22 protein-coding genes, 1 tRNA gene and 1 riboswitch are annotated in these 20,456 nt (G+C 63.3%); of the genes, 13 read left to right on the top strand and 10 right to left on the bottom strand.

Going from position 1 to position 20,456, the window contains the following annotated elements; genetic code table 11:
* Positions 1 to 40 precede the first annotated feature (40 nt).
* The 5 genes from IB279_RS02455 to IB279_RS02435 all read left to right on the top strand — a co-directional run bounded on the left by IB279_RS02455 (position 41) and on the right by IB279_RS02435 (position 5,394).
* Positions 41 to 1,249 (top strand): acetyl-CoA C-acetyltransferase, encoded by a 1,209-nt coding sequence (locus IB279_RS02455; protein WP_034797134.1) that lies wholly within the window; start codon positions 41 to 43, stop codon positions 1,247 to 1,249.
* A gap of 11 nt (positions 1,250 to 1,260) precedes the next feature.
* Positions 1,261 to 1,665, top strand: a complete 405-nt coding sequence (locus IB279_RS02450) for a YbaY family lipoprotein (protein ID WP_162741140.1) — start codon at positions 1,261 to 1,263, stop codon at positions 1,663 to 1,665.
* A gap of 11 nt (positions 1,666 to 1,676) precedes the next feature.
* Positions 1,677 to 3,893, top strand: a complete 2,217-nt coding sequence (locus tag IB279_RS02445) for an FAD-dependent oxidoreductase (RefSeq protein ID WP_113187505.1) — start codon at positions 1,677 to 1,679, stop codon at positions 3,891 to 3,893.
* A gap of 165 nt (positions 3,894 to 4,058) precedes the next feature.
* Positions 4,059 to 4,487 carry a GNAT family N-acetyltransferase gene (locus tag IB279_RS02440; protein ID WP_034797137.1) on the top strand — a complete coding sequence of 143 codons (429 nt, stop codon included), beginning with the start codon at positions 4,059 to 4,061 and terminating at the stop codon, positions 4,485 to 4,487.
* Positions 4,488 to 4,560: 73 nt separating this feature from the next.
* Entirely contained in the window at positions 4,561 to 5,394 is an 834-nt protein-coding gene (locus IB279_RS02435; protein ID WP_034797138.1) for a methyltransferase domain-containing protein, read from the top strand.
* 26 nt (positions 5,395 to 5,420) lie between these two features.
* Here IB279_RS02435 and IB279_RS02430 read toward each other — a convergent pair whose 3' ends face one another.
* Positions 5,421 to 6,305, bottom strand: coding sequence for a DMT family transporter (locus tag IB279_RS02430; protein ID WP_034797139.1), 885 nt, complete (start codon positions 6,303 to 6,305; stop codon positions 5,421 to 5,423).
* Between the two features lie 220 nt (positions 6,306 to 6,525).
* On the opposite strand from IB279_RS02430, the gene IB279_RS02425 reads away from it, so the two are divergent.
* Positions 6,526 to 7,107 carry a LysE family translocator gene (locus IB279_RS02425; protein ID WP_113187506.1) on the top strand — a complete coding sequence of 194 codons (582 nt, stop codon included), beginning with the start codon at positions 6,526 to 6,528 and terminating at the stop codon, positions 7,105 to 7,107.
* 67 nt (positions 7,108 to 7,174) lie between these two features.
* On the opposite strand, the gene IB279_RS02420 is transcribed toward IB279_RS02425, so the two are convergent.
* Positions 7,175 to 7,639: an SRPBCC family protein gene (locus tag IB279_RS02420; protein ID WP_090295021.1), complete on the bottom strand. Its 465-nt coding sequence runs from the start codon at positions 7,637 to 7,639 to the stop codon at positions 7,175 to 7,177.
* A 133-nt stretch (positions 7,640 to 7,772) separates the two neighbouring features.
* On the opposite strand from IB279_RS02420, the gene IB279_RS02415 reads away from it, so the two are divergent.
* Positions 7,773 to 8,282 (top strand): helix-turn-helix domain-containing protein, encoded by a 510-nt coding sequence (locus IB279_RS02415; RefSeq protein WP_060581860.1) that lies wholly within the window; start codon positions 7,773 to 7,775, stop codon positions 8,280 to 8,282.
* Positions 8,283 to 8,301: 19 nt separating this feature from the next.
* Here the strand turns inward: IB279_RS02415 and IB279_RS02410 are convergent, their stop codons facing one another.
* On the bottom strand, positions 8,302 to 9,384 hold the full coding sequence (locus IB279_RS02410) for a calcium:proton antiporter (RefSeq protein ID WP_192338968.1): 1,083 nt from the start codon (positions 9,382 to 9,384) through the stop codon (positions 8,302 to 8,304).
* A 187-nt stretch (positions 9,385 to 9,571) separates the two neighbouring features.
* Between IB279_RS02410 and IB279_RS02405 the strand changes: the two genes are divergently transcribed.
* The 3 genes from IB279_RS02405 (at position 9,572) to IB279_RS02395 (ending at position 11,609) form a co-directional block, all read left to right on the top strand.
* The gene (locus tag IB279_RS02405) at positions 9,572 to 10,225 is read left to right on the top strand and encodes a helix-turn-helix transcriptional regulator (protein WP_060581859.1); all 654 of its coding nucleotides are present in this window, start codon (positions 9,572 to 9,574) and stop codon (positions 10,223 to 10,225) included.
* Positions 10,226 to 10,238: 13 nt separating this feature from the next.
* Positions 10,239 to 11,072, top strand: a complete 834-nt coding sequence (locus IB279_RS02400) for a thermonuclease family protein (protein ID WP_113187507.1) — start codon at positions 10,239 to 10,241, stop codon at positions 11,070 to 11,072.
* 126 nt (positions 11,073 to 11,198) lie between these two features.
* Positions 11,199 to 11,609, top strand: coding sequence for a tellurite resistance TerB family protein (locus IB279_RS02395; protein ID WP_034797150.1), 411 nt, complete (start codon positions 11,199 to 11,201; stop codon positions 11,607 to 11,609).
* A gap of 34 nt (positions 11,610 to 11,643) precedes the next feature.
* Here the strand turns inward: IB279_RS02395 and IB279_RS02390 are convergent, their stop codons facing one another.
* The 3 genes from IB279_RS02390 to IB279_RS02380 form a co-directional block, all read right to left on the bottom strand.
* A complete protein-coding gene (locus IB279_RS02390) occupies positions 11,644 to 12,477 on the bottom strand; it encodes a transporter substrate-binding domain-containing protein (protein ID WP_113187508.1) in 834 nt (277 codons plus the stop codon).
* 144 nt (positions 12,478 to 12,621) lie between these two features.
* Positions 12,622 to 12,696, bottom strand: a tRNA-Gly gene (locus IB279_RS02385).
* Between the two features lie 81 nt (positions 12,697 to 12,777).
* Complete coding sequence (locus tag IB279_RS02380) at positions 12,778 to 13,875, bottom strand: 2'-deoxycytidine 5'-triphosphate deaminase (protein ID WP_060522346.1); 1,098 nt, start codon at positions 13,873 to 13,875, stop codon at positions 12,778 to 12,780.
* Positions 13,876 to 13,949: 74 nt separating this feature from the next.
* A riboswitch (SAM riboswitch) is annotated at positions 13,950 to 14,028 on the top strand.
* Between the two features lie 44 nt (positions 14,029 to 14,072).
* Here IB279_RS02380 and IB279_RS02375 point away from each other — a divergent pair.
* Positions 14,073 to 15,257 (top strand): O-succinylhomoserine sulfhydrylase, encoded by a 1,185-nt coding sequence (locus IB279_RS02375; RefSeq protein WP_113187535.1) that lies wholly within the window; start codon positions 14,073 to 14,075, stop codon positions 15,255 to 15,257.
* 56 nt (positions 15,258 to 15,313) lie between these two features.
* Here the strand turns inward: IB279_RS02375 and IB279_RS02370 are convergent, their stop codons facing one another.
* On the bottom strand, positions 15,314 to 15,487 hold the full coding sequence (locus tag IB279_RS02370) for a hypothetical protein (RefSeq protein ID WP_162741141.1): 174 nt from the start codon (positions 15,485 to 15,487) through the stop codon (positions 15,314 to 15,316).
* Here IB279_RS02370 and apaG point away from each other — a divergent pair.
* Positions 15,486 to 15,878, top strand: coding sequence for a Co2+/Mg2+ efflux protein ApaG (gene apaG / locus IB279_RS02365; protein WP_034797159.1), 393 nt, complete (start codon positions 15,486 to 15,488; stop codon positions 15,876 to 15,878). The two genes, IB279_RS02370 and apaG, sit on opposite strands and share 2 nt — an antisense overlap.
* Positions 15,879 to 15,950: 72 nt before the next feature.
* Here apaG and IB279_RS02360 read toward each other — a convergent pair whose 3' ends face one another.
* From IB279_RS02360 to IB279_RS02350, 3 genes are all read right to left on the bottom strand, one after another.
* Positions 15,951 to 16,940 carry an Hsp33 family molecular chaperone gene (locus IB279_RS02360; RefSeq protein WP_034797161.1) on the bottom strand — a complete coding sequence of 330 codons (990 nt, stop codon included), beginning with the start codon at positions 16,938 to 16,940 and terminating at the stop codon, positions 15,951 to 15,953.
* 298 nt (positions 16,941 to 17,238) lie between these two features.
* Positions 17,239 to 18,156 carry an ornithine carbamoyltransferase gene (argF, locus tag IB279_RS02355; RefSeq protein WP_034797163.1) on the bottom strand — a complete coding sequence of 306 codons (918 nt, stop codon included), beginning with the start codon at positions 18,154 to 18,156 and terminating at the stop codon, positions 17,239 to 17,241.
* A gap of 104 nt (positions 18,157 to 18,260) precedes the next feature.
* Positions 18,261 to 19,460 carry an aspartate aminotransferase family protein gene (locus IB279_RS02350; protein ID WP_060522347.1) on the bottom strand — a complete coding sequence of 400 codons (1,200 nt, stop codon included), beginning with the start codon at positions 19,458 to 19,460 and terminating at the stop codon, positions 18,261 to 18,263.
* A 421-nt stretch (positions 19,461 to 19,881) separates the two neighbouring features.
* Between IB279_RS02350 and IB279_RS02345 the strand changes: the two genes are divergently transcribed.
* Positions 19,882 to 20,403 (top strand): GcrA family cell cycle regulator, encoded by a 522-nt coding sequence (locus IB279_RS02345; protein WP_034797167.1) that lies wholly within the window; start codon positions 19,882 to 19,884, stop codon positions 20,401 to 20,403.
* Positions 20,404 to 20,456 lie beyond the last annotated feature (53 nt).

Raw genomic sequence — 20,456 nt, 5'->3', positions numbered from 1 at the left:
CGGGCAGCACCTGACGGTGCTGCCGAAAGGGAGATGAGACATGACGAAAGTCTTCGTTTACGACCACGTGCGCACACCGCGCGGCCGTGGCAAGAAGGACGGATCGCTGCACGAAGTGCCGTCCGTTCGCCTGGCAGCCAAGATGCTGGAAGCGGTGCGTGACCGCAACGACCTCGACACCTCGACCGTGGACGACATCATCATGGGTTGCGTCGATCCTGTGATGGACGCAGGCGCGGTGATCCCGAAGGCTGCCGCCTTCGAAGCCGGTTATTCGACCCGTGCGCCTGGCATGCAGATTTCACGCTTCTGCGCCTCCGGCCTCGACGCCGTCAACTTTGGCGCAGCCAAGATCGCCCAAGGCGCCGACGACATCGTGATTGCCGGCGGCGTTGAATCGATGTCGCGCGTCGGCCTCGGCATGTCGGGCGGCGCCTGGTTCATGGACCCCTCGGTCAACCTGCCGGCCTTCTTCATGCCGCAGGGCGTTTCGGCCGACCTGATCGCCACCAAGTACGGTTTTAGCCGCGACGACGTCGACGCCTATGCGGTCGAAAGCCAGAAGCGTGCGGCGCACGCCTGGGAACAGGGCTACTTCAAGAAGTCCGTCGTGCCCTTCAAGGACCAGAACGGCCTGACCATCCTCGACCGCGACGAGCACATGCGTCCGGGCACCGACATGCAGGCGCTCGCCTCGCTCAACCCGTCGTTCCAGATGCCGGGCGAAATGGGCGGCTTCGAAGCCGTCGGCATCCAGGCGCATCCTGAAATTGAAAAGATCAACTACGTGCACCACGCCGGCAACTCCTCGGGCATCGTCGATGGCGCTGCTGCCGTGTTGCTCGGCTCCAAGGCCGGCGGCGAAAGCATGGGCCTGAAGCCGCGCGCCCGCATCCGCGCCTTCGCCAACATCGGCTCCGATCCGGCGCTGATGCTGACCGGCCCGGTCGACGTCACCGAGAAGCTTCTGAAGCGCGCCGACATGAAGCTGTCGGACATCGACCTCTTCGAGCTCAACGAAGCCTTCGCGGCCGTCGTGCTGCGCTACATGCAGGCCTTCGACATCCCGCACGACAAGATCAACGTCAACGGCGGCGCGATCGCCATGGGCCATCCGCTCGGCGCAACCGGCGCGATGATCCTCGGCACCGTGCTCGACGAACTGGAGCGCCGCGATCTCAACACCGCGCTCGTCACGCTCTGCATCGGCGCCGGCATGGGCACGGCCACGATCATCGAAAGGGTCTGACGATGGACGTGATGCGCCGCACCCTTCTCGGAGTGATGGGCCTGGGGCTGCTTGCAGCCGCGGGCTGCGTCTCCGACGAGGAGGAAGGCGGCGACAGCTTCACGCTCACCGGTGCGATCTCCAATGTCGCGAGCGGCCCGGTTCCGGCCGGCACCGTCACGATCCGGCTCGAAGAGCAGGGCGTGATGGACCTCGCCGCCAAGCTGATCGCCGAGACTTCGGTTGTCAGCGACGGCAAGGCCACCCGCGTGCCCTTCGTGCTGCAGGTGCCGAAGCCCGAACTCGACAAGGCTGTCGACGCGGGCTTCACCATCCGCGTCGAGCGCGACGGCCGGCTGATCGCCACCAACACCAGCAAGCAACGTTACAGCGGCGGATCGAACGTCTCGCTGCAGATCGAACCCATTCTCTACTGAGGGGGAGAACCATGACGAATTACACCAATTTCAAGATCGAGACCGACGCTGACGGCATCGCGCTCGTCACCTGGGACATGCCTGAGAAGTCGATGAACGTCTTCACTCAGGAGGTGATGGAAGAGCTCAACGCCATCGTCGACCAGACCACGGCCGACGCAGCGGTCAAGGGCGTCGTCTTTACGTCCGGCAAGTCGAGCTTCTCCGGCGGCGCCGACCTTTCGATGATCAAGTCGATGTTCACCTTCCAGCAGGAAGAAAAGAAGAAGGATCCGGATAACGCCGCCCAGAAGCTCTTCGACCTCGTTGGCCGCATGACCGGGCTCTTCCGCAAGCTCGAAACCTCGGGCAAGCCATGGGTATCGGCGATCAACGGCACCTGCATGGGCGGCGCCTTCGAGCTTTCGCTCGCCTGCCACGGCCGTGTCGCGTCGAATTCCAAGTCGGTCAAGATCGCGCTGCCGGAAGTCAAGGTCGGCATTTTCCCGGGCGCCGGCGGCACCCAGCGCGTGCCGCGCCTGACCAATGCGCAGGACGCGCTGCAGATGATGACGACAGGCTCGTCGCTGACGGCAGCCCGCGCCAAGGCGCTTGGCCTGGTGCATGAAGTCGTCGATGCCGACAAGCTGGTCGACGCGGCCAAGGCGATGATCAAGAACGGCCTGAAGCCGGTCCAGCCGTGGGACGAAAAGGGCTACAAGGTTCCGGGCGGCGGCATCTGGACGCCGGCTTCGGCCCAGCTCTGGCCGGCCGCTTCCGGCATCCTGCGCCGCGAGACCTACGGCAACTATCCGGGCGCCGTCGCGATCCTGAAGTGCGTCTATGAAGGCCTGCAGGTACCGTTCGACACGGCGCTCAAGATCGAGCAGCGCTACTTCACCGAGATCCTTCAAACGACCGAAGCCTTCTCGATGATCCGCTCGCTGTTCGTCTCGATGCAGGAACTCGGCAAGGGCGCCCGCCGTCCGGCCGGCGTGCCGAAGTCGGAATTCAAGCATGTCGGCGTCGTCGGCGCCGGCTTCATGGGCGCCTCGATCGCCTATGTGACGGCTGCTGCCGGCATCGCGGTGACGCTGATCGACCGCGACATGGAAGCGGCCGAAAAGGGCAAGGCGCATTCGGAAGGCCTGGTCAAGGATTCGATCGGCAAGGGCCGCCTGACCAAGGAAGAGGGCGAGGCGCTGCTTGCCCGTATCACCCCTTCGGCCGACTACAATGACCTGAAGACCGCCGGCCTCGTCGTCGAAGCGGTGTTCGAGGATCGCCAGGTCAAGAAGGACGTGATCGAGAAGGTGGAAGCGGTGATCGGCGAAGATACGATCTTTGCCTCCAACACCTCGACGCTGCCGATCACCGGTCTTGCCAAGAACTCCAAGCGCCCGGGCCAGTTCATCGGCGTCCACTTCTTCTCACCAGTCGAGAAGATGATGCTGACGGAAGTGATCCTCGGTAAGGAGAGCGGCGACAGGGCGCTCGCCGTGGCACTCGACTATGTCGCGGCGATCAAGAAGACGCCGATCGTCGTCAACGACACCCGCGGCTTCTACGTCAACCGTTGCGTCTTCCGCTACATCCACGAAGCCTATGACATGCTGATCGAAGGCGTACCGCCGGCGATGATCGAAAATGCCGCCAAGATGGCCGGCATGCCGGTCGGCCCGCTGTCGCTCAACGACGAAGTGGCGATCGACCTCAGCCAGAAGATCCTCAAGGCCACCGTCGCCGACCTCGGCGAAAAGGCCGTCGATCCCAAGCACCTGGCGCTGATCAACAAGATGGTCGACGATCTCGACCGTCGCGGTCGCAAGAACGGCAAGGGCTTCTACGAGTATCCGGCCAAGCCCGCCAAGAAGTATCTGTGGCCGGAGCTGAAAACCCTCTATCCGCAGAAGAACGCCGACAAGATCGATGTCGAGGTGCTGAAGCAGCGGCTTCTCGCGACGATCGCGCTCGAAGCGGCCCGCACCATGGAAGAAGGCATCGTCACCGATCCGCGCGAAGCAGACGTCGGCTCGATCCTCGGTTTCGGCTTTGCTCCCTACACCGGCGGCACGCTCTCCTACATCGACGGCATGGGCGTGAAGGCCTTCGTCGAGATGTGCGAGACGCTCGCCAAGGATTATGGCAACCACTTCAAGCCGACGGCACTCCTCAAGGAAATGGCCGAACGCGGCGAGACCTTCTACGGCCGCTTCGACCCCTACGGCGAGAAGAAACAGGCGGCGTAAGGTTCGCTGAATAGCATTGGAAGCAGGCCCCCTCGAGGGCCTGTTTTCGTTTGAGCCCGGCCTGCTCGAGGCCCTTGCCGGCTTAGCGCCCACCCGGCCGCCATCACTCTGTTACGGTTGTGGTGCTAGGCCTGCGCGGATTGAACCACACTCCATGACGAAGCCATGACCAAAGCCGCCCTCCGCCCCGCCGTCCCCGACGACGAACCCTATCTGCGCTGGCTGGAAGAAGCCTGTATGCGCAACTATGCGATCGCGCTTTGGGGCAGCTGGCGGCCTCGGCTGGCGGATGCACTCATCCTCGGCGAGTATCGCATCATCGCCGTGGGGCACGAGGATGTCGGCTGCGTATCGGTCACGCGGCGCGAGGACCATTTCTGGGTGAACAAGCTTTACGTCGCGCCCGGTCACCAGAAGTGCGGCTACGGTGCGATCGCGCTTCGCCAAGTGCTCGGTGAAGCAAGGGCGATCGGCCTGCCCGTGCAGCTCAGCGTGCTGACGACCAATCCGGCGGTGGCGTTCTACCGCCGCGAAGGTCTTGTGATCTATGAAGAAACTCCCGAGCGACGTTTCATGACGTCCGGCGTGCGTTAAGCTTATCAGCATCTTCTGATTGACGCTCTTCGCGCGCAGGCGCATCCTCCGCGAGGTCAGAGGGGGACACGCCATGAGCGAGCCTGATCTCTATCTTCTTGGGCGCGCCGGGCCCGAAGAAGAACGCCTGAAACGACAGATTGCCAATCTCGCTCCTGATTCCGACCAGCAGCTCGAACGGGTCGGAATCCGGCCGGGCGAACGCGTCGTCGATCTTGGCTGCGGCCCCGGTGGGGTTCTGCACCTACTTGGCAAACGCGTCGGGCCAAACGGATCGGTGCTCGGCATCGAACGCGATCCGAATTTTGTCGAACTCGCCCGCCGTTTCGTTGCCGGCCATGCGCTCCCCCAGGTGGATGTGCGCGAGGGCGATGCCTATGCGACAGGCCTGCCGCGCCGTTCCTTCGACGGCGCTCATATGCGGCTGGTGCTCGTCAACGTGCCGCGGCCAGAGCTGATCGTGCTCGAAATGGTGTCATTGGTACGGCCGGGTGGCTGGATCGCGAGCTTCGAGGCCGATTTCCTCGGACATATCTGCGATCCGCCGCTTGCCGCCTGGGACAGGCTGCTTGCCGCCTATGTCGCCTATTCCGCCGCCAGAGGCATCGACCTCAATATCGGTCGCCGGCTGCATCGTCTGTTCCGGAACGCCGGTATCGAGGCGATATCCGTCGACGCGGTCGAGCATGTCTATCCGCCGGGTCACGACCGCCGGCCGATCCTTCGGGATTTCATCGACAATGTCCGCGGCGGGCTTGTCGCCGAAGGCTTCATCGGCCAGGCCGAGCTCGATGCCGATCTGGAAGCACTCGACCAGCATCTTGCCGACCCAAACGTGCTCGTGACCTCACACATGTTCTTCCGGCTGACCGGCCGTGTTCCCGAGGCGCTCGTCATCAAAGCATGACGACGGTTTCCATCCGTCCCGTATCTCTAAGCGGCGGCACCGGCGCGCCGATGCGCCAGTCGTTCGCCGACGATGATCAGCAGGCCAGCCGCAAAGATCAGCCCGGCGCCGGCAAAGACGTTCATGGCCGGAACGTCGCCCCAGATCAGGAAGCCGAGTCCGAAGGCCCAGACGAGCGAGGTATATTCGAACGGCGCGATCACCGAGATCGGTGCCCGGCGCATACCCTCGAACAACGCGTACTGGGCGATGCCGGCGATGACGCCGGTTCCGGCCATCAGCGCGACGTCGAAGAGCGCAGGCGGCGTCCAGAAAAAGCCGACGGCAAGCCCGGTCATGCCGATGAAAAAGACGTTGGAGATCGTCATCTGCACCAGGGTCGTTTCCTGAAGTGCCGTCTTGCGCAGCATGACCGTGCCGATCGCCCAGAAGACGGCGGCGATAAGCGCCAGGAACACCGGCAGCGACAGTTTCATGCCGGTGCCGAGCGGATCGCAGGCGATGAGCACGCCGACGAAACCGATGAACACGGCGAACCAGCGGATCGGCGGAACGTCCTCCTTCAGGATCGGTACAGCAAGCAGCGTCACGATGATCGGCGCGGCGTAGTAAAGGGTGGTCATCTCCGCCAGGCCGAGGTCGCGCGCCGCGTTGAAATAGGAAAGCCAGGCAGCGAGCAGCAAAAGATTGCGCACGAAGAGCGGTTTGATCACCGGCGACGAGATGGCGCTGCGCACCAGCTTGCCGCGACCGATCACAAGGCAGAGCAGGAGAATGGTGATGCTGCGGGTAAACAGGATCTGCCAGACCGAGTAGCCGACGACCAGCCATTTGACCGACGCATCCTGCAGCGAAAACAGGAAATAGGAAAACGTCGTCATGACGATGCCTGACAGGACGGTCTTGTTCATGGGAGCCTCGATCACGCCGGCGGGAGGAGAAGCGGCGGAGCCCGTCTGATAGCGCGGCCGCGACGGGCGCGGAAGGGGCATGTCGGGGCGGCGCTGTGGCGATTTCTTGGGGTGGCTTGCACCACGGATCGGACAGCAAGCTTGATGGAGATCAAGAACCGGCGCTTGCGCCGCTGCTAGAAGGCAGCGATAACGACCATGAAACTCGGGTCCCAACGACATGCAGCCGCTCGCCTTTGCCCTTGCCGCCCTCGTCCTGCTCGCGACGCCCGGTCCGACGAACACGCTGCTTTGGCTCTCCGGCGCATCGGCCGGGTTTCGCCGGTCGCTGCCGCTTTTGAACGGCGAGCTCGGCGGCTATCTCGCGGTGATCATTCCCGCCGTCGCGTTGCTCGCACCGTTCCTTGCCGCCCATCCGAACCTCGGCCTGGCGCTGAGGCTCATTGCCGCCTGCTGGGTTCTCTACCTCGCCTATGCGCTCTGGACGACCGATGCCGAGCGCAGCGAAGGTGCCGTCATCTCCATCCGACAAGTCTTCGTCACGACGCTGCTCAATCCGAAAGCCCTGATCGTCGCCCTGGTGCTGTTGCCGCAGACAGGACTGGCAGCCGTCTGGCCCTGGATCGCCGGCTTCTCCCTGCTGGTCATCGCCGCCGGGTCGGCCTGGATCGGGGCCGGCGCCCTGCTGGTGCAGATGTCCAAGGGTCTTTCGGCTTCGCACCTGCCGCGCCGGATCGCCGCCGTCTGCCTCACGCTCTTCTCCGTCGGCATCGCCGGCAGCACGATTGCCGCCATGCACTAGAAAAATCCCGGAGGATCAGCACGTGTCCTCCGGGAATCGATCGCTATGCACGGCCAAACGTTGTGCCTCAGGCAGCAACCGCCTCGCCGAGTTCCTTGGCCAACGCCCCCATCAACTCTTCCCAGCCTCCACGCCGGTACTCGAGCTTGTCGAGCCCGTCCAGGAAGGCCACCTGTTCGGTAAAGACGAGGCGCGTGCCGGTGCCCGCAGGCTGGATATCGACCGTGGCGACGGAGGCAGAAATCCGCCTGTCGTTCTGCGTCATCGTATAGGCAAAGATGATCCGGCGGTTCTCGACGATATCGAGATAGACGGTATCGTCGTAATAGGTCGTCCCGTCGTCCACGCTGAAGCGACCGCTTTCGCGGCCGCCGACGCGGAAGTCGTGGGTGATCTGCGCCCCGGCTTCGACGTTGACGAACCAGCGCTCCTTTGCGGCTGGCTCCGAGAACGCCCTGAACACCTCAACCGGTGTCGCCTTGAAGTTGCGTTCAATGGTGAAGCTCGAATGTTCCACGGATCTGTCGATCATGTCCTGCCTCCTCTGGGTTGGAAATTGATGGCTTATACGCAACTGGTTTCGATTATGAACTGCTATAATTTTGAAATCAGTTGAACGTTAGCGTCAGTGATGCGATAATGCAAGCGGTTTTAAAGAGGTGCCAATGAAGGACGACATGCGCTCGGGTTGCCCGATCAATCTTTCGCTCGAAGTGTTCGGCGACAAATGGAGCCTGCTGATCATTCGCGACATGATCTTCGGCGGCAAACGGCACTTCCGGGAGCTGCTGCGATCGCAGGAGGGTATCTCATCGAATATCCTTGCGGATCGGCTGAAGATGCTGGTCGAACAGGGAATGCTGACGAAGCGCGACGACCCCACGCACAAGCAGAAGGCGATCTACAGCCTGACGGAAATGACGATTGCACTCGTGCCGATCATGGCCCAGCTCGGTGCCTGGGGACGGCGCTACCTGCCGGTCAGCGAAGAGCTCAGCATTCGCGCCGAACTCATGGAGAACGGCGGCCCGGCGCTCTGGGATCGCTTCATGGACGAGCTGCGGCACGACCATCTGGGGATGCCGCTCGATGGCCCGCCGCGGGTGCGCGCCACGCTCCAGGCCGCCTATGAAGAGGTGGTCGCCAGGAAGGCGCAGGAAAAGGCGACGGCCTGACGCTCGCCCGGCGGCCGGTTCAGAGCCCGATCGCCGAGAGCATGACGAAGGTGGCAAACAGCACGAAATGCGTCATGCCCTCGATGGCGTTGGTCTGGCCGTCATTGAGGTTGATCGCGGCAACGATCAGCGTGATCGTCACCATCACCGTCTGCACCGGCGACATCGCCATCAGGAACGGCTGGCCGGTATAGAGCGCGATCGCCTCCATCACCGGCACCGTCAGGATGACGGTCGAAAGCGAAGCGCCGAGCGCGATATTGACGACCGCCTGCATGCGATTTGCGAGAGCGGCGCGCATGGCGGTCATGATCTCCGGAGAGGCGGAAATCGCCGCGACGACGATGGCCGTGACAGCCGGCGGTGCACCGCTCCCTTTCAAGCCCGATGTCAGCAGCGACGACATCACTTCCGCCAGCACACCGATCAGCACGATGCCGAGGATCAGGATCACGATCGACGGCAACACCGGCTGGTCGGGGCCGCCCTCTCTCGCGCTCCCCTCGCCCTTCGCCTTCGGATAGCTGTAGCTGAAGAAGTAGCTGTGCACGCCCACCTGCATGCGCAGGAACAGGGCGTAGAGCGTGATCATCGCGCCGATGGTGAAGGCCGAGTAGAGATGCCATTTCGCCGCCGGCACGAATTCCGGCACGATCATAGAAATCCCCATCGCCGTCAGGATCATCACGCTGTAGGTGCGGGCGGAATCGTCATTATAGGGCTGTTCGCCGTGCTTCAGACCTCCGAGAAGGGCTGCGAGGCCCAGGATGCCGTTGATGTCGAGCATGACGGCCGCATAGATCGTGTCGCGCACCAGCGTCGGCGAGGTCTCGCTGGTCATCATGATCGCCAGAACGACGACTTCGACGAGCGCCGCCGAGAGCGTGAGGATCATCGTGCCATAGGGATCGCCGACCTTGGATGCCAGAACCTCGGCGTGATGCGACACCCGCAGCGATGCAAGCACGATCGCAACCACCAGACCGGCGGCACCGAGAAGCGTTGCGAGGCGCCCCATCTCAAGCAGGCGATCTTCGAGCGCAAGCCCGGCGACCGCGGCAAGCATGGCGACGATCAGCAGGCGTTCCGCTTTCATGCGCATCAACAAAACGCCCTCCACCGAAAGCCTGTCCTGCCCATCACCGGAACTATAGGGGCCGCGTCCCGCAAATCAAATGACGGAAAGAGGACTATTTTCCTCCCGATTCTTTACCGCCCTGCAGCGTTTCGGTAGTGTGGCCGGGAACCAAAGCAGCAAGTGGCCGCCTGCCCGGCCTGGATCTCTCGTCATGTTGTCTCACGGCACGATCTGGCACGCTATCGACACCCTGGCCGAGCGCCACCAGCTCTCGCCGTCCGGCCTCGCGCGCCGTGCCGGCCTCGACCCGACCTCCTTCAACAAATCCAAACGTCGCTCCGCCGACGGGCGCGAGCGCTGGCCCTCGACAGAATCGATCGCCAAGGTGCTGGGGGCGACGGGCGCCACCATGGACCAGTTCACCAGCCTACTGCAGCCGGAGGGGGTCCCAGCGCCTTCCGAGCCGGTGGCCGCTGCCACGATCCCGCTGATCGGCTTTGCCCAGGCGGGTGCCGGCGGCTACTTCGACGATGGCGGCTTTCCCGCCGGTCAGGGCTGGGACGTCATCGACTTTCCGACGGATGCGGAAAAGCGCAGCGGCACCTATGCGCTCGGGGTCCAGGGAGACAGCATGCTGCCGCTCTACCGCGACGGCGACATCCTGATCGTCGACCCCGGCGCGCCGATCCGGCGTGGCGATCGGGTTGTGGTGAAGACGCAGGAGGGCGAGGTCATGGCAAAGGTGCTCACGCGCCAGACGCCGCGTGTGATCGAACTTCTATCGCTCAATCCCGAGCATCCGAACCGGAGCTTCGAGACCAGCCAGATCGAATGGATCGCCCGAATTATCTGGGCCAGCCAATAGGACGTCCTTCCTGATGCGGCAGCATTTCTACACCCTTGCCGGCGGCATCGCCGCAATCGCCCTTTTCACCGGCATCCTCTATGCGGGCGCTGTTGCCATCCGCGACCGTGAGACCGCCGCCACACCGGAACTCGTTCTCGAAACGCCCGACATGACAGATTTCGAGGCGACGCCGGATCAGGCCGACGACGAGGTCCCGCTCGACCCCGGCGCGTCCTCCGGCGGCGCGGCGACGACCGGCGAACAACCGCAGGGCGCCCCCAAGACGGAAAATGCGGCGCGCGCCATCGAGCCACAGCAGTTCGGCCTGCCCGATACGGTCACCAGTGCGCCGCTCGAACGGGTGGAACCGCGCGCGCCGTTGTCGGAACCGAAGAAGGAAGCGAAGGCCGCCGGGCCGACCGTACTCTATCGCCCGGTCGCGGTCGCCGCCGGTGTGATCCAGTTCGACAAGCTGACGCTGCAGATCGACGGCATCGAGCCGGAGCAGGCGGAGCGGACCTGCGAAAGCGCCGGCAAGAGCTGGCCCTGCGGCATCGTCGCGCGAACCGCCTTCCGAAACTTCCTGCGCGCACGTGCGGTCAGCTGCGATCTGCCCGAAGGAGATTCCGGCCCTTCGGCCACCGCCTCCTGCACGCTTGGCGGACAGGATCTTGCCACCTGGCTCGTCGACAATGGCTGGGCAACGCCGGTTCCCGGCTCGACCCTCGAAAAACGCGCCGACGCAGCACGCCAGGCGAAGCTCGGTTTTTACGGTGACGATCCGCGCGACCTCAACCACACGCCGATGACATTCGACGATCCGACCCTCGGCATCGGAGTGGACGCCTCGCAGCCGGACTTGTAAATAGCCGCGACAATTCCCAGCTCTCGACCGTCTGCCGAAAGCGGCAGATGGCTCAACTCTTTCAAACGACGCAATTCCGGATCAGGAACCGTCCCATCCTGGAATCGCTCTACCGCCGGAAAGCCCATGCAACCAAGCCTCAGCCACCACGAAGCTCTCATCTATGTCATGGTGATGATGTCGGCGGTCGACCGCGAGATGAGCGACGACGAGTTTGCCCGCATCGGCCGGCTGGTTCAATTCCTGCCCGTGTTCGACGGCTTCGACGAGGACAGCCTCGTCCATATCGGCCATGAATGCTCGGCACAGCTGGCGGCGCCCGAAGGGCTCGACATCATGCTCGAGATCGTGCGCGAAGCGCTGCCGGAGAAGTTCCACGAGACGGCCTATGCGCTCGCCGTCGAGATCGCGGCCGCCGACCAGCGCATCCGCAACGAAGAAATCCGCCTGCTGCAGTTGCTGCGCGATCGGCTTGGCCTCGACAAGCTGACTTGCGCCGCTATCGAGCGCGGCGCGCTCGCCCGCTTCCGCCGATAGGCCGGCCGGTGATCACGCCGAGAAGTCCTGGCGCCTAGTAGATTCCGTTTGGGAAGTAGCGCAGGTAGATTTCCTCCAAGCGGCCACTGCGCGACAGCGCCAGCAGCGCGTGATCGATCGCCTGGGTCAGGGCAGCCTCGGACTTGCGGTTCATGATCGTCAGGCCTTCACCGAGGAAGCGCTGCGAGAAGTAGGCGCCATCGACAAGCGTGCAGCAGCCGCCAGCAGCGCTACCCGAGATCCAGAAGGACAGCTGCATGCCGTCGGAAAACACCGCCGGCACATCGCCCTTCTGCAGAGCCGTCAGCATGGCCTCGCGGTCGGGATAGACCTTGGCCTCGATCTTCGGGAAAAACGCCTTGAACATCGCCTCATGCGTGGTTCCGGCGACGACACCGACCGGCTTCCCCTTGAGATCGCTCGGTGCCGAGACTGCTCCCGCCGCCTTGGTGTTGACGGCGAAGCGCGCCGGAAGCCGCATGAAGGCGCGGGAAAAGCCGAAGCGTTGGCGCAGTTCCGGACCGACGGCGATACCGGCGGCCACCGCCTCGCCCTGCCCCTCTTCCAGTGCCGGCAGCAGCTCCGCATAGGTCACGGCCTGGATCTGGCATTTGGCCTCGATGTCGAGCTCGCGGCAGATCTCGCGCACGAGATCGACATGAAATCCCGAAAGCTTGCCGGACTGGTCGATGAAGTTGAACGGCGGAAAATCCACCGTCGTCAAGAAACGCAGGCGCGCCAGGCCCGTGAGATCGGGCTTGGCGATGCGTTCGCGCGCGTCGAACAGCAGCGGCAGATCCTTGGCCTCGGCCGCAAGCGGCGTCGCGATCAAGGATGCGCAAAGGGCGAAAAGGGGAAGAACTTTCATGGGCAGCGGCCGGCACGTCTCATGTGGCAGGGGCGGCCCTTGGAACCGCGGTGATTCATCGAGCGGTAAAGTAACCGGCCGCAGCGCAGCTGACCATAGGTCGCCACGAGAACGCGGTTACACAAGGAACGGGACGAGAAAGAATGGAGCGGGTGATCGGGATCGAACCGACGACATCCAGCTTGGGAAGCTGGCGTTCTACCGCTGAACTACACCCGCGGCGCCTGCGAAACTTCCCGAACCGGGGCGATCTGTCAAGCACCCTTGCGCGGGATCGCGTAAGGGGCGCTTCGAAATCCCCTACTCGGCGCGGAAATGCTTCGAGAGCTTCAGGCCCTGCGCCTGGTAGTTGGAGCCGACGCCGAGGCCATAGAGACCATCCGGCCGTTCCAGCATGTGTTCGTAGATCAGGCGGCCGACGATCTGGCCGTGTTCGAGGATGAACGGCACCTCGTGGCTGCGCACTTCCAGCACGGCACGGCTGCCCGTGCCGCCGGCCGAGGCATGGCCGAAGCCCGGATCGAAGAAGCCGGCATAATGCACGCGAAACTCGCCGACCAGCGGATCAAACGGCGTCATCTCGGCCGCATAAAGCGGCGGAACATGCACCGCCTCGCGCGAGACGAGAATGTAGAACTCATCCGGATCGAGGATCAGTTCATCGCGGCCGCGGCTGTAAAGTGGCTCCCAGAAATCGAAGATCGCATGCTGCGCTTTCTTGTCGACGTCGATGACGGCGGTGTGATGCTTGCCGCGATAGCCGATCAGGCCTTCGGGCCCGGTGCCCTTCAGATCGATCGACAGCGCGATGCCGCCGCCGCTGACGTTCGGCTTGTCGCTCGCCACCAGCACGTCGCTCTCGTGCAGCGCCTGCAGTTCCTGCTCCGACAGGATAGACTGGCCCATGCGGAAGCGGATCTGCGACAGGCGCGAGCCTCGGCGCACAACGATCGGGAAGGTGCGCGGGCTGATTTCGAGATAGAGCGGACCGCTGTAGCCGGCCGGGATCTTGTCGAATTCCTGGGCGCGATCGGTGATGACGCGGGTGAAGATGTCGAGGCGACCGGTCGAGCTTTTCGGGTTGGCCGAGGCCGACATGCCCTCAGGCAGTTCCAGGCTTTCCATCAGCGGCACGATGTAGACGCAGCCCGTTTCCAGCACCGCGCCATCGGTCAGATCGACGACGTGCAGCTTCAGCCGGTCGAGCTTGTCGGCAACGAGGTGAGACGGACCCGGCATGAAGCTTGCGCGGACGCGGAAAGCCTTCGAGCCTAGGCGCAGGTCGAGGCTTGCCGGCTGGATCTGATCGTCATCCAGCGGCTTCTCGCTTTTGAGGCGTCCCGATTCTAACAGCGCGGCGATCGCGCGATCGGCCAAAATCCCAGTGTCGCGGCCCATTGCAGTCCTCTTTTCAGTTGCGAGACAAAACCAAACTCCGGGAATTGACGCAAGCGTACCCTGGCAGTATTGAAGCTTTATCCCGTGGTGATTTGGCCGGTCGGCTTGCAGCCACGTTAAACAAGTAGCTAAAAAGGCCGGGTGTCAAACCGGCCCTTCACGCGGCCGGTTTTTTTGTTTTTGAAAGTGACCGTCACATGAGCAAAAACTGGCGCCCCGCAACGCAACTGGTCCATGGCGGGACCACCCGTTCCCAGCACGGAGAGACCTCCGAGGCGATCTTCCTTACCCAGGGCTTTGTCTACGAGACGTCGGAAGCTGCGGAAGCTCGTTTCAAGGGCGAGACCGAAGGCTTCATCTACGCCCGCTACGGTAGCCCGACCAACGACATGTTTGAAAAGCGCATGTGCATGCTGGAAGGCGCCGAGGATGCGCGCGCCACGGCATCGGGCATGGCTGCCGTCACCGCCGCCATTCTCTGCCAGCTGAAGGCCGGCGACCACATCGTCGCCGCCCGCGCCCTCTTCGGCTCCTGCCGCTGGGTGGTCGAGACGCTGGCGCCGAAATACGGCATCCAGTGCACGCTGGTCGACGGACGCGACCTCGCCAACTGGGAAAAGGCGATCCAGAAGAACACCAAGGTCTTCTTCCTCGAAAGCCCGACCAACCCGACGCTCGAAGTCATCGACATTGCCGGTGTTGCCAAGCTCGCCAACCAGATCGGCGCCAAGGTCGTCGTCGACAACGTCTTTGCGACGCCGCTCTTCCAGAAGCCGCTGGAACTCGGCGCCCATATCGTCGTCTATTCTGCCACCAAGCATATCGACGGCCAGGGCCGTTGCCTCGGCGGTGTCGTGCTTTCCGACAAGGAATGGATCAACGAGCACCTGCACGACTACTTCCGCCATACCGGCCCGGCGATGTCGCCGTTCAACGCCTGGACGCTGCTGAAGGGCATAGAGACGCTGCCGTTGCGCGTGCGTCAGCAGACGGAAACGGCCCGCCGCGTGGCCGACTTCCTGGCAGAACAGCCGCAGGTCGCCAAGGTCATCTATCCTGGCCGCAAGGATCATCCGCAGGCCGACATCATCGCCAAGCAGATGACCGGCGGATCGACGCTCGTCGCCTTCGAACTGAAGGGCGGCAAGGACGCTGCCTTCGCGCTGCAGAACGCGCTGGAGATCGTGCGCATCTCCAACAACCTCGGCGACAGCAAGAGCCTGATCACCCATCCGGGAACGACCACGCACAAGAACCTGACCGACGAGGCCCGCGAAGAGCTCGGCATTTCCGCCGGAACCGTGCGCTTCTCGGCCGGCATCGAGGACAGCGACGATGTGGTGGAAGATTTCGCCCGCGCGCTGAAGGCCGTGAAGGCCTGATTTTTACGAAGACACGGCCGCCGTGATCAACGGCGGCCGACGCCCCTTGCCGGCCGTCACGAGATGGTTTCCGGCGGCGGGGCGCCAAGGCGCCAGGCACGTTTCACCCGCTCGATCGCGTCAGCACGGCCATCCGTCCCATCATGGGATCGCACAATCTTGCCGTTATTCTTGACGAAACCATCTTGCTGTAGAATACCCTGAAAGACCTGAAGCAAGGTGATGCCCATGTATCGCGCTTTGACCCGCGACATAGAAGTTACGGTGGAGCCGTACTATCTCGAAGAGCAGTCGGATCCCGATGACGGCCGCTATGTCTGGGGCTATCGCATCGTCATCTCAAACCACTCGGACGCGTCGGTGCGGTTGATGACGCGCTACTGGCACATTACCGATGAGAACGGGCAAGTCGACGAGGTCAGCGGTCCGGGCGTCATCGGCGAGCAGCCGCTGCTCAATCCCGGCGATACCTATGAGTATTCGTCCGGATGCCCTCTGGATACGCCCTCAGGCGTCATGTTCGGCCACTACAGCATGGAATCGGAAGGCGGAGAAACCTTCAACGTTGCCATCCCCGCCTTCTCGCTCGATTCACCCGGGCTCGTGCGCACCCTGAACTGATGCCAATCCGGAACAGCGCGTCCTTCGGACTAGCGTCGCTCTAAATCGCGGCCAGTCGGCCGGAGGCGCCCGCTACTGCGGGCGCACCTCGCTTGCTTCGAAGCGATAGGTCGTCGAGCAGAACTCGCAGGTCACCTTGACTTCGCCATCGTCGATGGTGCTTTCGAGGTCGTCCGTGCTCAGGTTGGACAACACCGACTGAAGCTTCTCGCGCGAGCAGCTGCAGCGGTCGTAGACCGCCTGCGGTTCGTAGACGCGGACGCCGCGCTCGTGGAACAGGCGATAGAGCAGCCGCTCGGTTCCGACCATCGGATCGGTCAACTCGTCCATGTCGATCGTTTCGACCATCACCTTGGCTTCGGCCCAGAGATCGTCGTCACCGAACGCGCTTTCACCATCATCACCATCACCGCCGGAAAGGTCGGGCTGGCGCATGCGTTCCGGCGCTTCCGGCAGGAACTGGGCGACCATGCCGCCGGCGCGCCAGCGATGGCGCGGCTTGCCGTTTTCGTCGCGATCGAGAAGCTCGGCCACGCCAAGGCGCACCTTGGTCGGGATCTGCTCCGACTGTCGGAAATAGACGCCGGCGATTTCTTCCAGCGTCGCTCCGTCGAGCGCAACGATCCCCTGGTAACGCTGGGTATGAGCGCCCTGGTCGATGGTGAAGGCGAGCACGCCCTTTCCGAGCAGCTCGTGCGAAAGGGTCCGGCCGTCCTTTTCGGCAGCGGCAAGCGCTTCCTGATCGTAGCGGGCATAGGCGCGCACGCGATCCGGCGTCGAGAAATCAGCGACCACCAGATCGACAGGGCCATCGCCCTGAGTCTGGACGATCAGCTTGCCTTCAAACTTCAGCGAGGTCCCGAGCAACACGGTGAGTACAACGGTTTCAGCAACCAGACGCGCGACCGGAAGCGGATAGTTGTGGCGCTCGAGGATTGCGTCCAGCATGGGGCCGAGCTGCACGGCGCGGCCGCGCACGTCGAGGCCTTCCACCTGGAAAGGCACGACGTGATCGTCACCGGCAAAGTCGAACTCACCAAGCCCTGGCGTCATGTCAGTCATGTCTTGCTCCTTGCCTTCAGCCACCAAGCTGCACCAGAGATATTGCTATCCCCGCGCAACGTGCTCGCTGTCTCAGTTGATCCCGCGATAAACGGATTGTCCACCAGGTATGTGCCGCGGCCATAGCAACGCACCACCTCGACGGTTGCGCGCTCACTACTTTCAGGAGCGCCCGTATGCCGCCTAAATCGTGTCGCACGTGGACAATGTCAAGTGCGGTGAACACGCCCCTATATGGCGCACGCTCGGCGGAGCGCACTGAAGCCTCTTCGCCGTCGCGCGCGACCGGGCAGCCGGCTCAGACGAGCCCCATGCACCAGGCAATGACCGACTTCTGTGCGTGCAGCCGGTTTTCCGCCTCGTCGAAGACCACCGACTGCGGGCCGTCGATCACCTCGTCGGTGACCTCTTCGCCGCGGTGCGCCGGCAAGCAGTGCATGAACAGCGCATCGGAGGCCGCACGCTTCATCAGCGCTTCATTGACCTGGTAGGGCTGGAAGACGTTGTGCCCGCGGGCGCGATGTTCCTGGTTCATCGAGATCCAGGTGTCGGTCACGACGCAATTGGCGTCGGCGACGGCCTGTTCGGCGTCATGACACAAAAGGACCTCGCCGCCATTGTTGCGCGCCCAGTTCAGGAACTTGTCCTGCGGCTCGGAACCGAGCGGCACGGCCATGTTCATGCGGTATCCGAAGCGGGCAGAACCTTCGATCAGCGAATGCAGCACGTTATTGCCGTCGCCGGTCCAGGCAATCGTCTTGCCCTTTACCGGACCGCGATGCTCCTCGAAGGTCAGGATATCGGCCATGATCTGGCAGGGGTGCGTATCGTCGGTCAGGCCGTTGATGACGGGGACCGTCGCATGCTCGGCCAGTTCCAGAAGGCGGCGATGGTCGGTGGTGCGGATCATGATGGCGTCGACGTAACGCGAGAGCACCTTGGCCGTGTCGCCGATCGTCTCGGCGCGGCCGAGCTGCATTTCGGTGCCCGACAGAAACAGGGTTTCGCCGCCGAGCTGGCGCATGCCGACATCGAAGGAAACGCGGGTGCGGGTGGAGGGCTTTTCGAAGATCATCGCCAGCATCTTGCCGGCGAGCGGCTTCTCGGCAGTTCCGGCCTTGGTCGCCGCCTTTCGGACGCGCGCATCGTCGATGATCGTCCGGAGGTCGGCGGCCGTCATGGCCGAAAGATCGAGAAAATGTCTGGTGCCTGCCATCGTACTCGGTTCCTGTCTGAAAAATCGGTCCCCGGTGCGGCACGCTATCGACGTGCCCGCACGGAGGTCATTCTAACGCCTTAGTCGGCCCTGGGTCGCTACCTTCAGGCCGCGGCGTTGCCGCTTGCCTTGCGAACCGCCTCGGCGGCGCGTTCGATACGTGCGAGCCCCTCGCGCGCCTCTTCCGCCGTCACGGTCAGCGGCGGCAGAAGACGCAGGACATTTTCGCCCGCCGGCACGGCCAGGAGCTTTTCGGCGCGGATTTCCTTCAGCAGATCGGCCGAAGGGCCCTTCACCTTGATGCCCAGCATCAAACCGTCGCCGCGGATGTCCTCGATGACATCAGGGAAACGGTCCTTGAGCGACGCAAGGCCCTGGCGGAAGACCAGCGCGACATCGCGCACATGCGTCAGGAATCCGTCGGCCAGAACGACGTCGAGCACGGCGTTGCCGACGGCCATGGCCAGCGGGTTGCCGCCATATGTGGAGCCATGCGTGCCCGCCACCATACCAGATGCGGCTTCCTCAGTCGCGAGGCAGGCGCCGAACGGGAAGCCACCGCCGATACCCTTGGCGACCGCCATGATATCCGGGCGGATATCCGCCCATTCATAGGCAAACAGCTTGCCGGTACGGCCGACGCCGGTCTGGACCTCGTCGAGGATCAAGAGCAGGCCGAACTCGTCGCAGAGCGCGCGCAGTTCCTGCATGAATTCCTTGGTCGCCGGACGGATGCCGCCCTCGCCCTGGATCGGCTCGATCAGGATCGCTGCGGTTTCCTCGGTGATCGCATTCTTGACCGCGGCGATGTCGCCGAACGGAACCTGGTAGAAGCCCGGCGCCTTCGGCCCGAAACCTTCGATGTATTTCTGCTGACCACCGGCGGCGATCGTCGCGATCGTGCGGCCGTGGAAGGCGCCTTCGAAGGTGATGACGTGGAACTTCTCCGGGTGGCCCTTGGAGAAGTGGTAACGCCGTGCCGTCTTGATGGCGCATTCCAGCGCTTCCGCGCCCGAATTGGTGAAGAAGACCTTGTCGGCAAAGGTCACCGCCGTCAGCCGGCGGCCGAGGCTTTCCTGGCCCGCAATTTCATAAAGGTTGGACAGGTGCCAGACCTTGTCGGCCTGCGCCTTCAGCGCTTCGACCAGGTGCGGGTGCGCGTGGCCGAGCGAGTTCACGGCAACGCCGGCACCGAAATCGAGATAACGCGTACCGTCTTCAGCGATCAGCCAGGCGCCCTCTCCTCGCTCGAAACGCAACGGCGCGCGCATGTAGGTATCGTAAAGCGGCGTGGTTGCAGTCATGCGAGGCTCTCCTTCACTCCAGATCGACATCGATCCCGCGCCTCACGCGGGCCGATAAAAATCAAAAATGCCGCCTTTCGGCGGCGCAGGCACTATTCCCATTTCGCGCTGCAATGTCAACAAAACCAAGCCTTGCAGCGCAACATGAAGGGTCGATTCCTGGCAGCAGAAAAATCGTCCGGGAGGGCTTGCAAAAATGCAACGCTGGCCGAGCAAGTTGGGGAAAACTACGAAATCGATTCGGCCTGATTCCTGGGACTCTTGCCACAGAGTCCAGCGGTCAGTACGTTAACATTCAATTACTAGACGCATGCGGCGGACCTAGTCACCAAAAGAGTTATCGCGTTTGCAACCCCGGGGTTTAGCCGGGGTGCGGTGAGGGATTCTGCCATCCCCAACGCTGAGAACGGAGAGTGCAGAAATGAACTGGACTGACGAGCGGGTGGAGAAACTGAAGAAGCTTTGGTCCGAGGGCCTGAGCGCAAGCCAGATCGCGGCGCAGCTCGGCGGCGTCAGCCGTAACGCTGTCATCGGCAAGGTTCACCGCCTGAGCCTGCCAGGTCGCGCCAAGGCCGGCGGCAGCACCACGACGGCAGCCCGTCCGAAGCGCCCGACTTCGGCACCGCGCGCACCGAACTACGCTTCGCGCGTTTCGACCCGCCCGGTTGCACGCGCGGCCGGCGCTGTCGTTCTCAAGGAAGAAATCGAAGTCGATCTCGTTGCCGAGCAGGATTTCAGCACCCGCACCGACGTTGTCGTGCCGATGTCGCGCCGCCTCGAGCTGACCCAGCTCACCGAGCGCACCTGCAAGTGGCCGATCGGCGACCCGCTGAAGGAAGAGTTTCACTTCTGCGGCAACGATTCCCCGGAAGCCTCGCCTTACTGCACCTTCCATGCTCGGCTGGCCTACCAGCCGTCGGGGGAGCGCCGCAGGGCTCGCTAAGAAGCTGGACCGCATTGATAAAGGAAGGGGCCGATCGGCCCCTTTTTTTGTTG

Source organism: Ensifer sp. ENS06 (assembly GCF_014852205.1).
Lineage (GTDB): Bacteria > Pseudomonadota > Alphaproteobacteria > Rhizobiales > Rhizobiaceae > Ensifer > Ensifer adhaerens.
The sequence above is the reverse complement of the archived record's forward strand: the minus strand, read 5'-3'. Positions and strand labels throughout refer to the sequence as shown.

Excerpts from the sequence above, each read along its gene's own strand:
- argF (WP_034797163.1), bottom strand. The coding sequence starts at position 18,156 with ATGGCAGGCACCAGACATTTTCTCGATCTTTCGGCCATGACGGCCGCC.
- IB279_RS02415 (WP_060581860.1), top strand. The coding sequence starts at position 7,773 with ATGAAGGACGACATGCGCTCGGGTTGCCCGATCAATCTTTCGCTCGAA.
- IB279_RS02425 (WP_113187506.1), top strand. The coding sequence starts at position 6,526 with ATGCAGCCGCTCGCCTTTGCCCTTGCCGCCCTCGTCCTGCTCGCGACG.
- IB279_RS02395 (WP_034797150.1), top strand. The coding sequence starts at position 11,199 with ATGCAACCAAGCCTCAGCCACCACGAAGCTCTCATCTATGTCATGGTG.
- IB279_RS02445 (WP_113187505.1), top strand. The coding sequence starts at position 1,677 with ATGACGAATTACACCAATTTCAAGATCGAGACCGACGCTGACGGCATC.
- IB279_RS02390 (WP_113187508.1), bottom strand. The coding sequence starts at position 12,477 with ATGAAAGTTCTTCCCCTTTTCGCCCTTTGCGCATCCTTGATCGCGACG.
- IB279_RS02350 (WP_060522347.1), bottom strand. The coding sequence starts at position 19,460 with ATGACTGCAACCACGCCGCTTTACGATACCTACATGCGCGCGCCGTTG.
- IB279_RS02440 (WP_034797137.1), top strand. The coding sequence starts at position 4,059 with ATGACCAAAGCCGCCCTCCGCCCCGCCGTCCCCGACGACGAACCCTAT.
- apaG (WP_034797159.1), top strand. The coding sequence starts at position 15,486 with ATGTATCGCGCTTTGACCCGCGACATAGAAGTTACGGTGGAGCCGTAC.
- IB279_RS02375 (WP_113187535.1), top strand. The coding sequence starts at position 14,073 with ATGAGCAAAAACTGGCGCCCCGCAACGCAACTGGTCCATGGCGGGACC.
- IB279_RS02370 (WP_162741141.1), bottom strand. The coding sequence starts at position 15,487 with ATGGGCATCACCTTGCTTCAGGTCTTTCAGGGTATTCTACAGCAAGAT.
- IB279_RS02410 (WP_192338968.1), bottom strand. The coding sequence starts at position 9,384 with ATGCGCATGAAAGCGGAACGCCTGCTGATCGTCGCCATGCTTGCCGCG.
- IB279_RS02435 (WP_034797138.1), top strand. The coding sequence starts at position 4,561 with ATGAGCGAGCCTGATCTCTATCTTCTTGGGCGCGCCGGGCCCGAAGAA.
- IB279_RS02380 (WP_060522346.1), bottom strand. The coding sequence starts at position 13,875 with ATGGGCCGCGACACTGGGATTTTGGCCGATCGCGCGATCGCCGCGCTG.
- IB279_RS02345 (WP_034797167.1), top strand. The coding sequence starts at position 19,882 with ATGAACTGGACTGACGAGCGGGTGGAGAAACTGAAGAAGCTTTGGTCC.
- IB279_RS02360 (WP_034797161.1), bottom strand. The coding sequence starts at position 16,940 with ATGACTGACATGACGCCAGGGCTTGGTGAGTTCGACTTTGCCGGTGAC.
- IB279_RS02420 (WP_090295021.1), bottom strand. The coding sequence starts at position 7,639 with ATGATCGACAGATCCGTGGAACATTCGAGCTTCACCATTGAACGCAAC.
- IB279_RS02405 (WP_060581859.1), top strand. The coding sequence starts at position 9,572 with ATGTTGTCTCACGGCACGATCTGGCACGCTATCGACACCCTGGCCGAG.
- IB279_RS02430 (WP_034797139.1), bottom strand. The coding sequence starts at position 6,305 with ATGAACAAGACCGTCCTGTCAGGCATCGTCATGACGACGTTTTCCTAT.
- IB279_RS02400 (WP_113187507.1), top strand. The coding sequence starts at position 10,239 with ATGCGGCAGCATTTCTACACCCTTGCCGGCGGCATCGCCGCAATCGCC.
- IB279_RS02455 (WP_034797134.1), top strand. The coding sequence starts at position 41 with ATGACGAAAGTCTTCGTTTACGACCACGTGCGCACACCGCGCGGCCGT.
- IB279_RS02450 (WP_162741140.1), top strand. The coding sequence starts at position 1,261 with ATGCGCCGCACCCTTCTCGGAGTGATGGGCCTGGGGCTGCTTGCAGCC.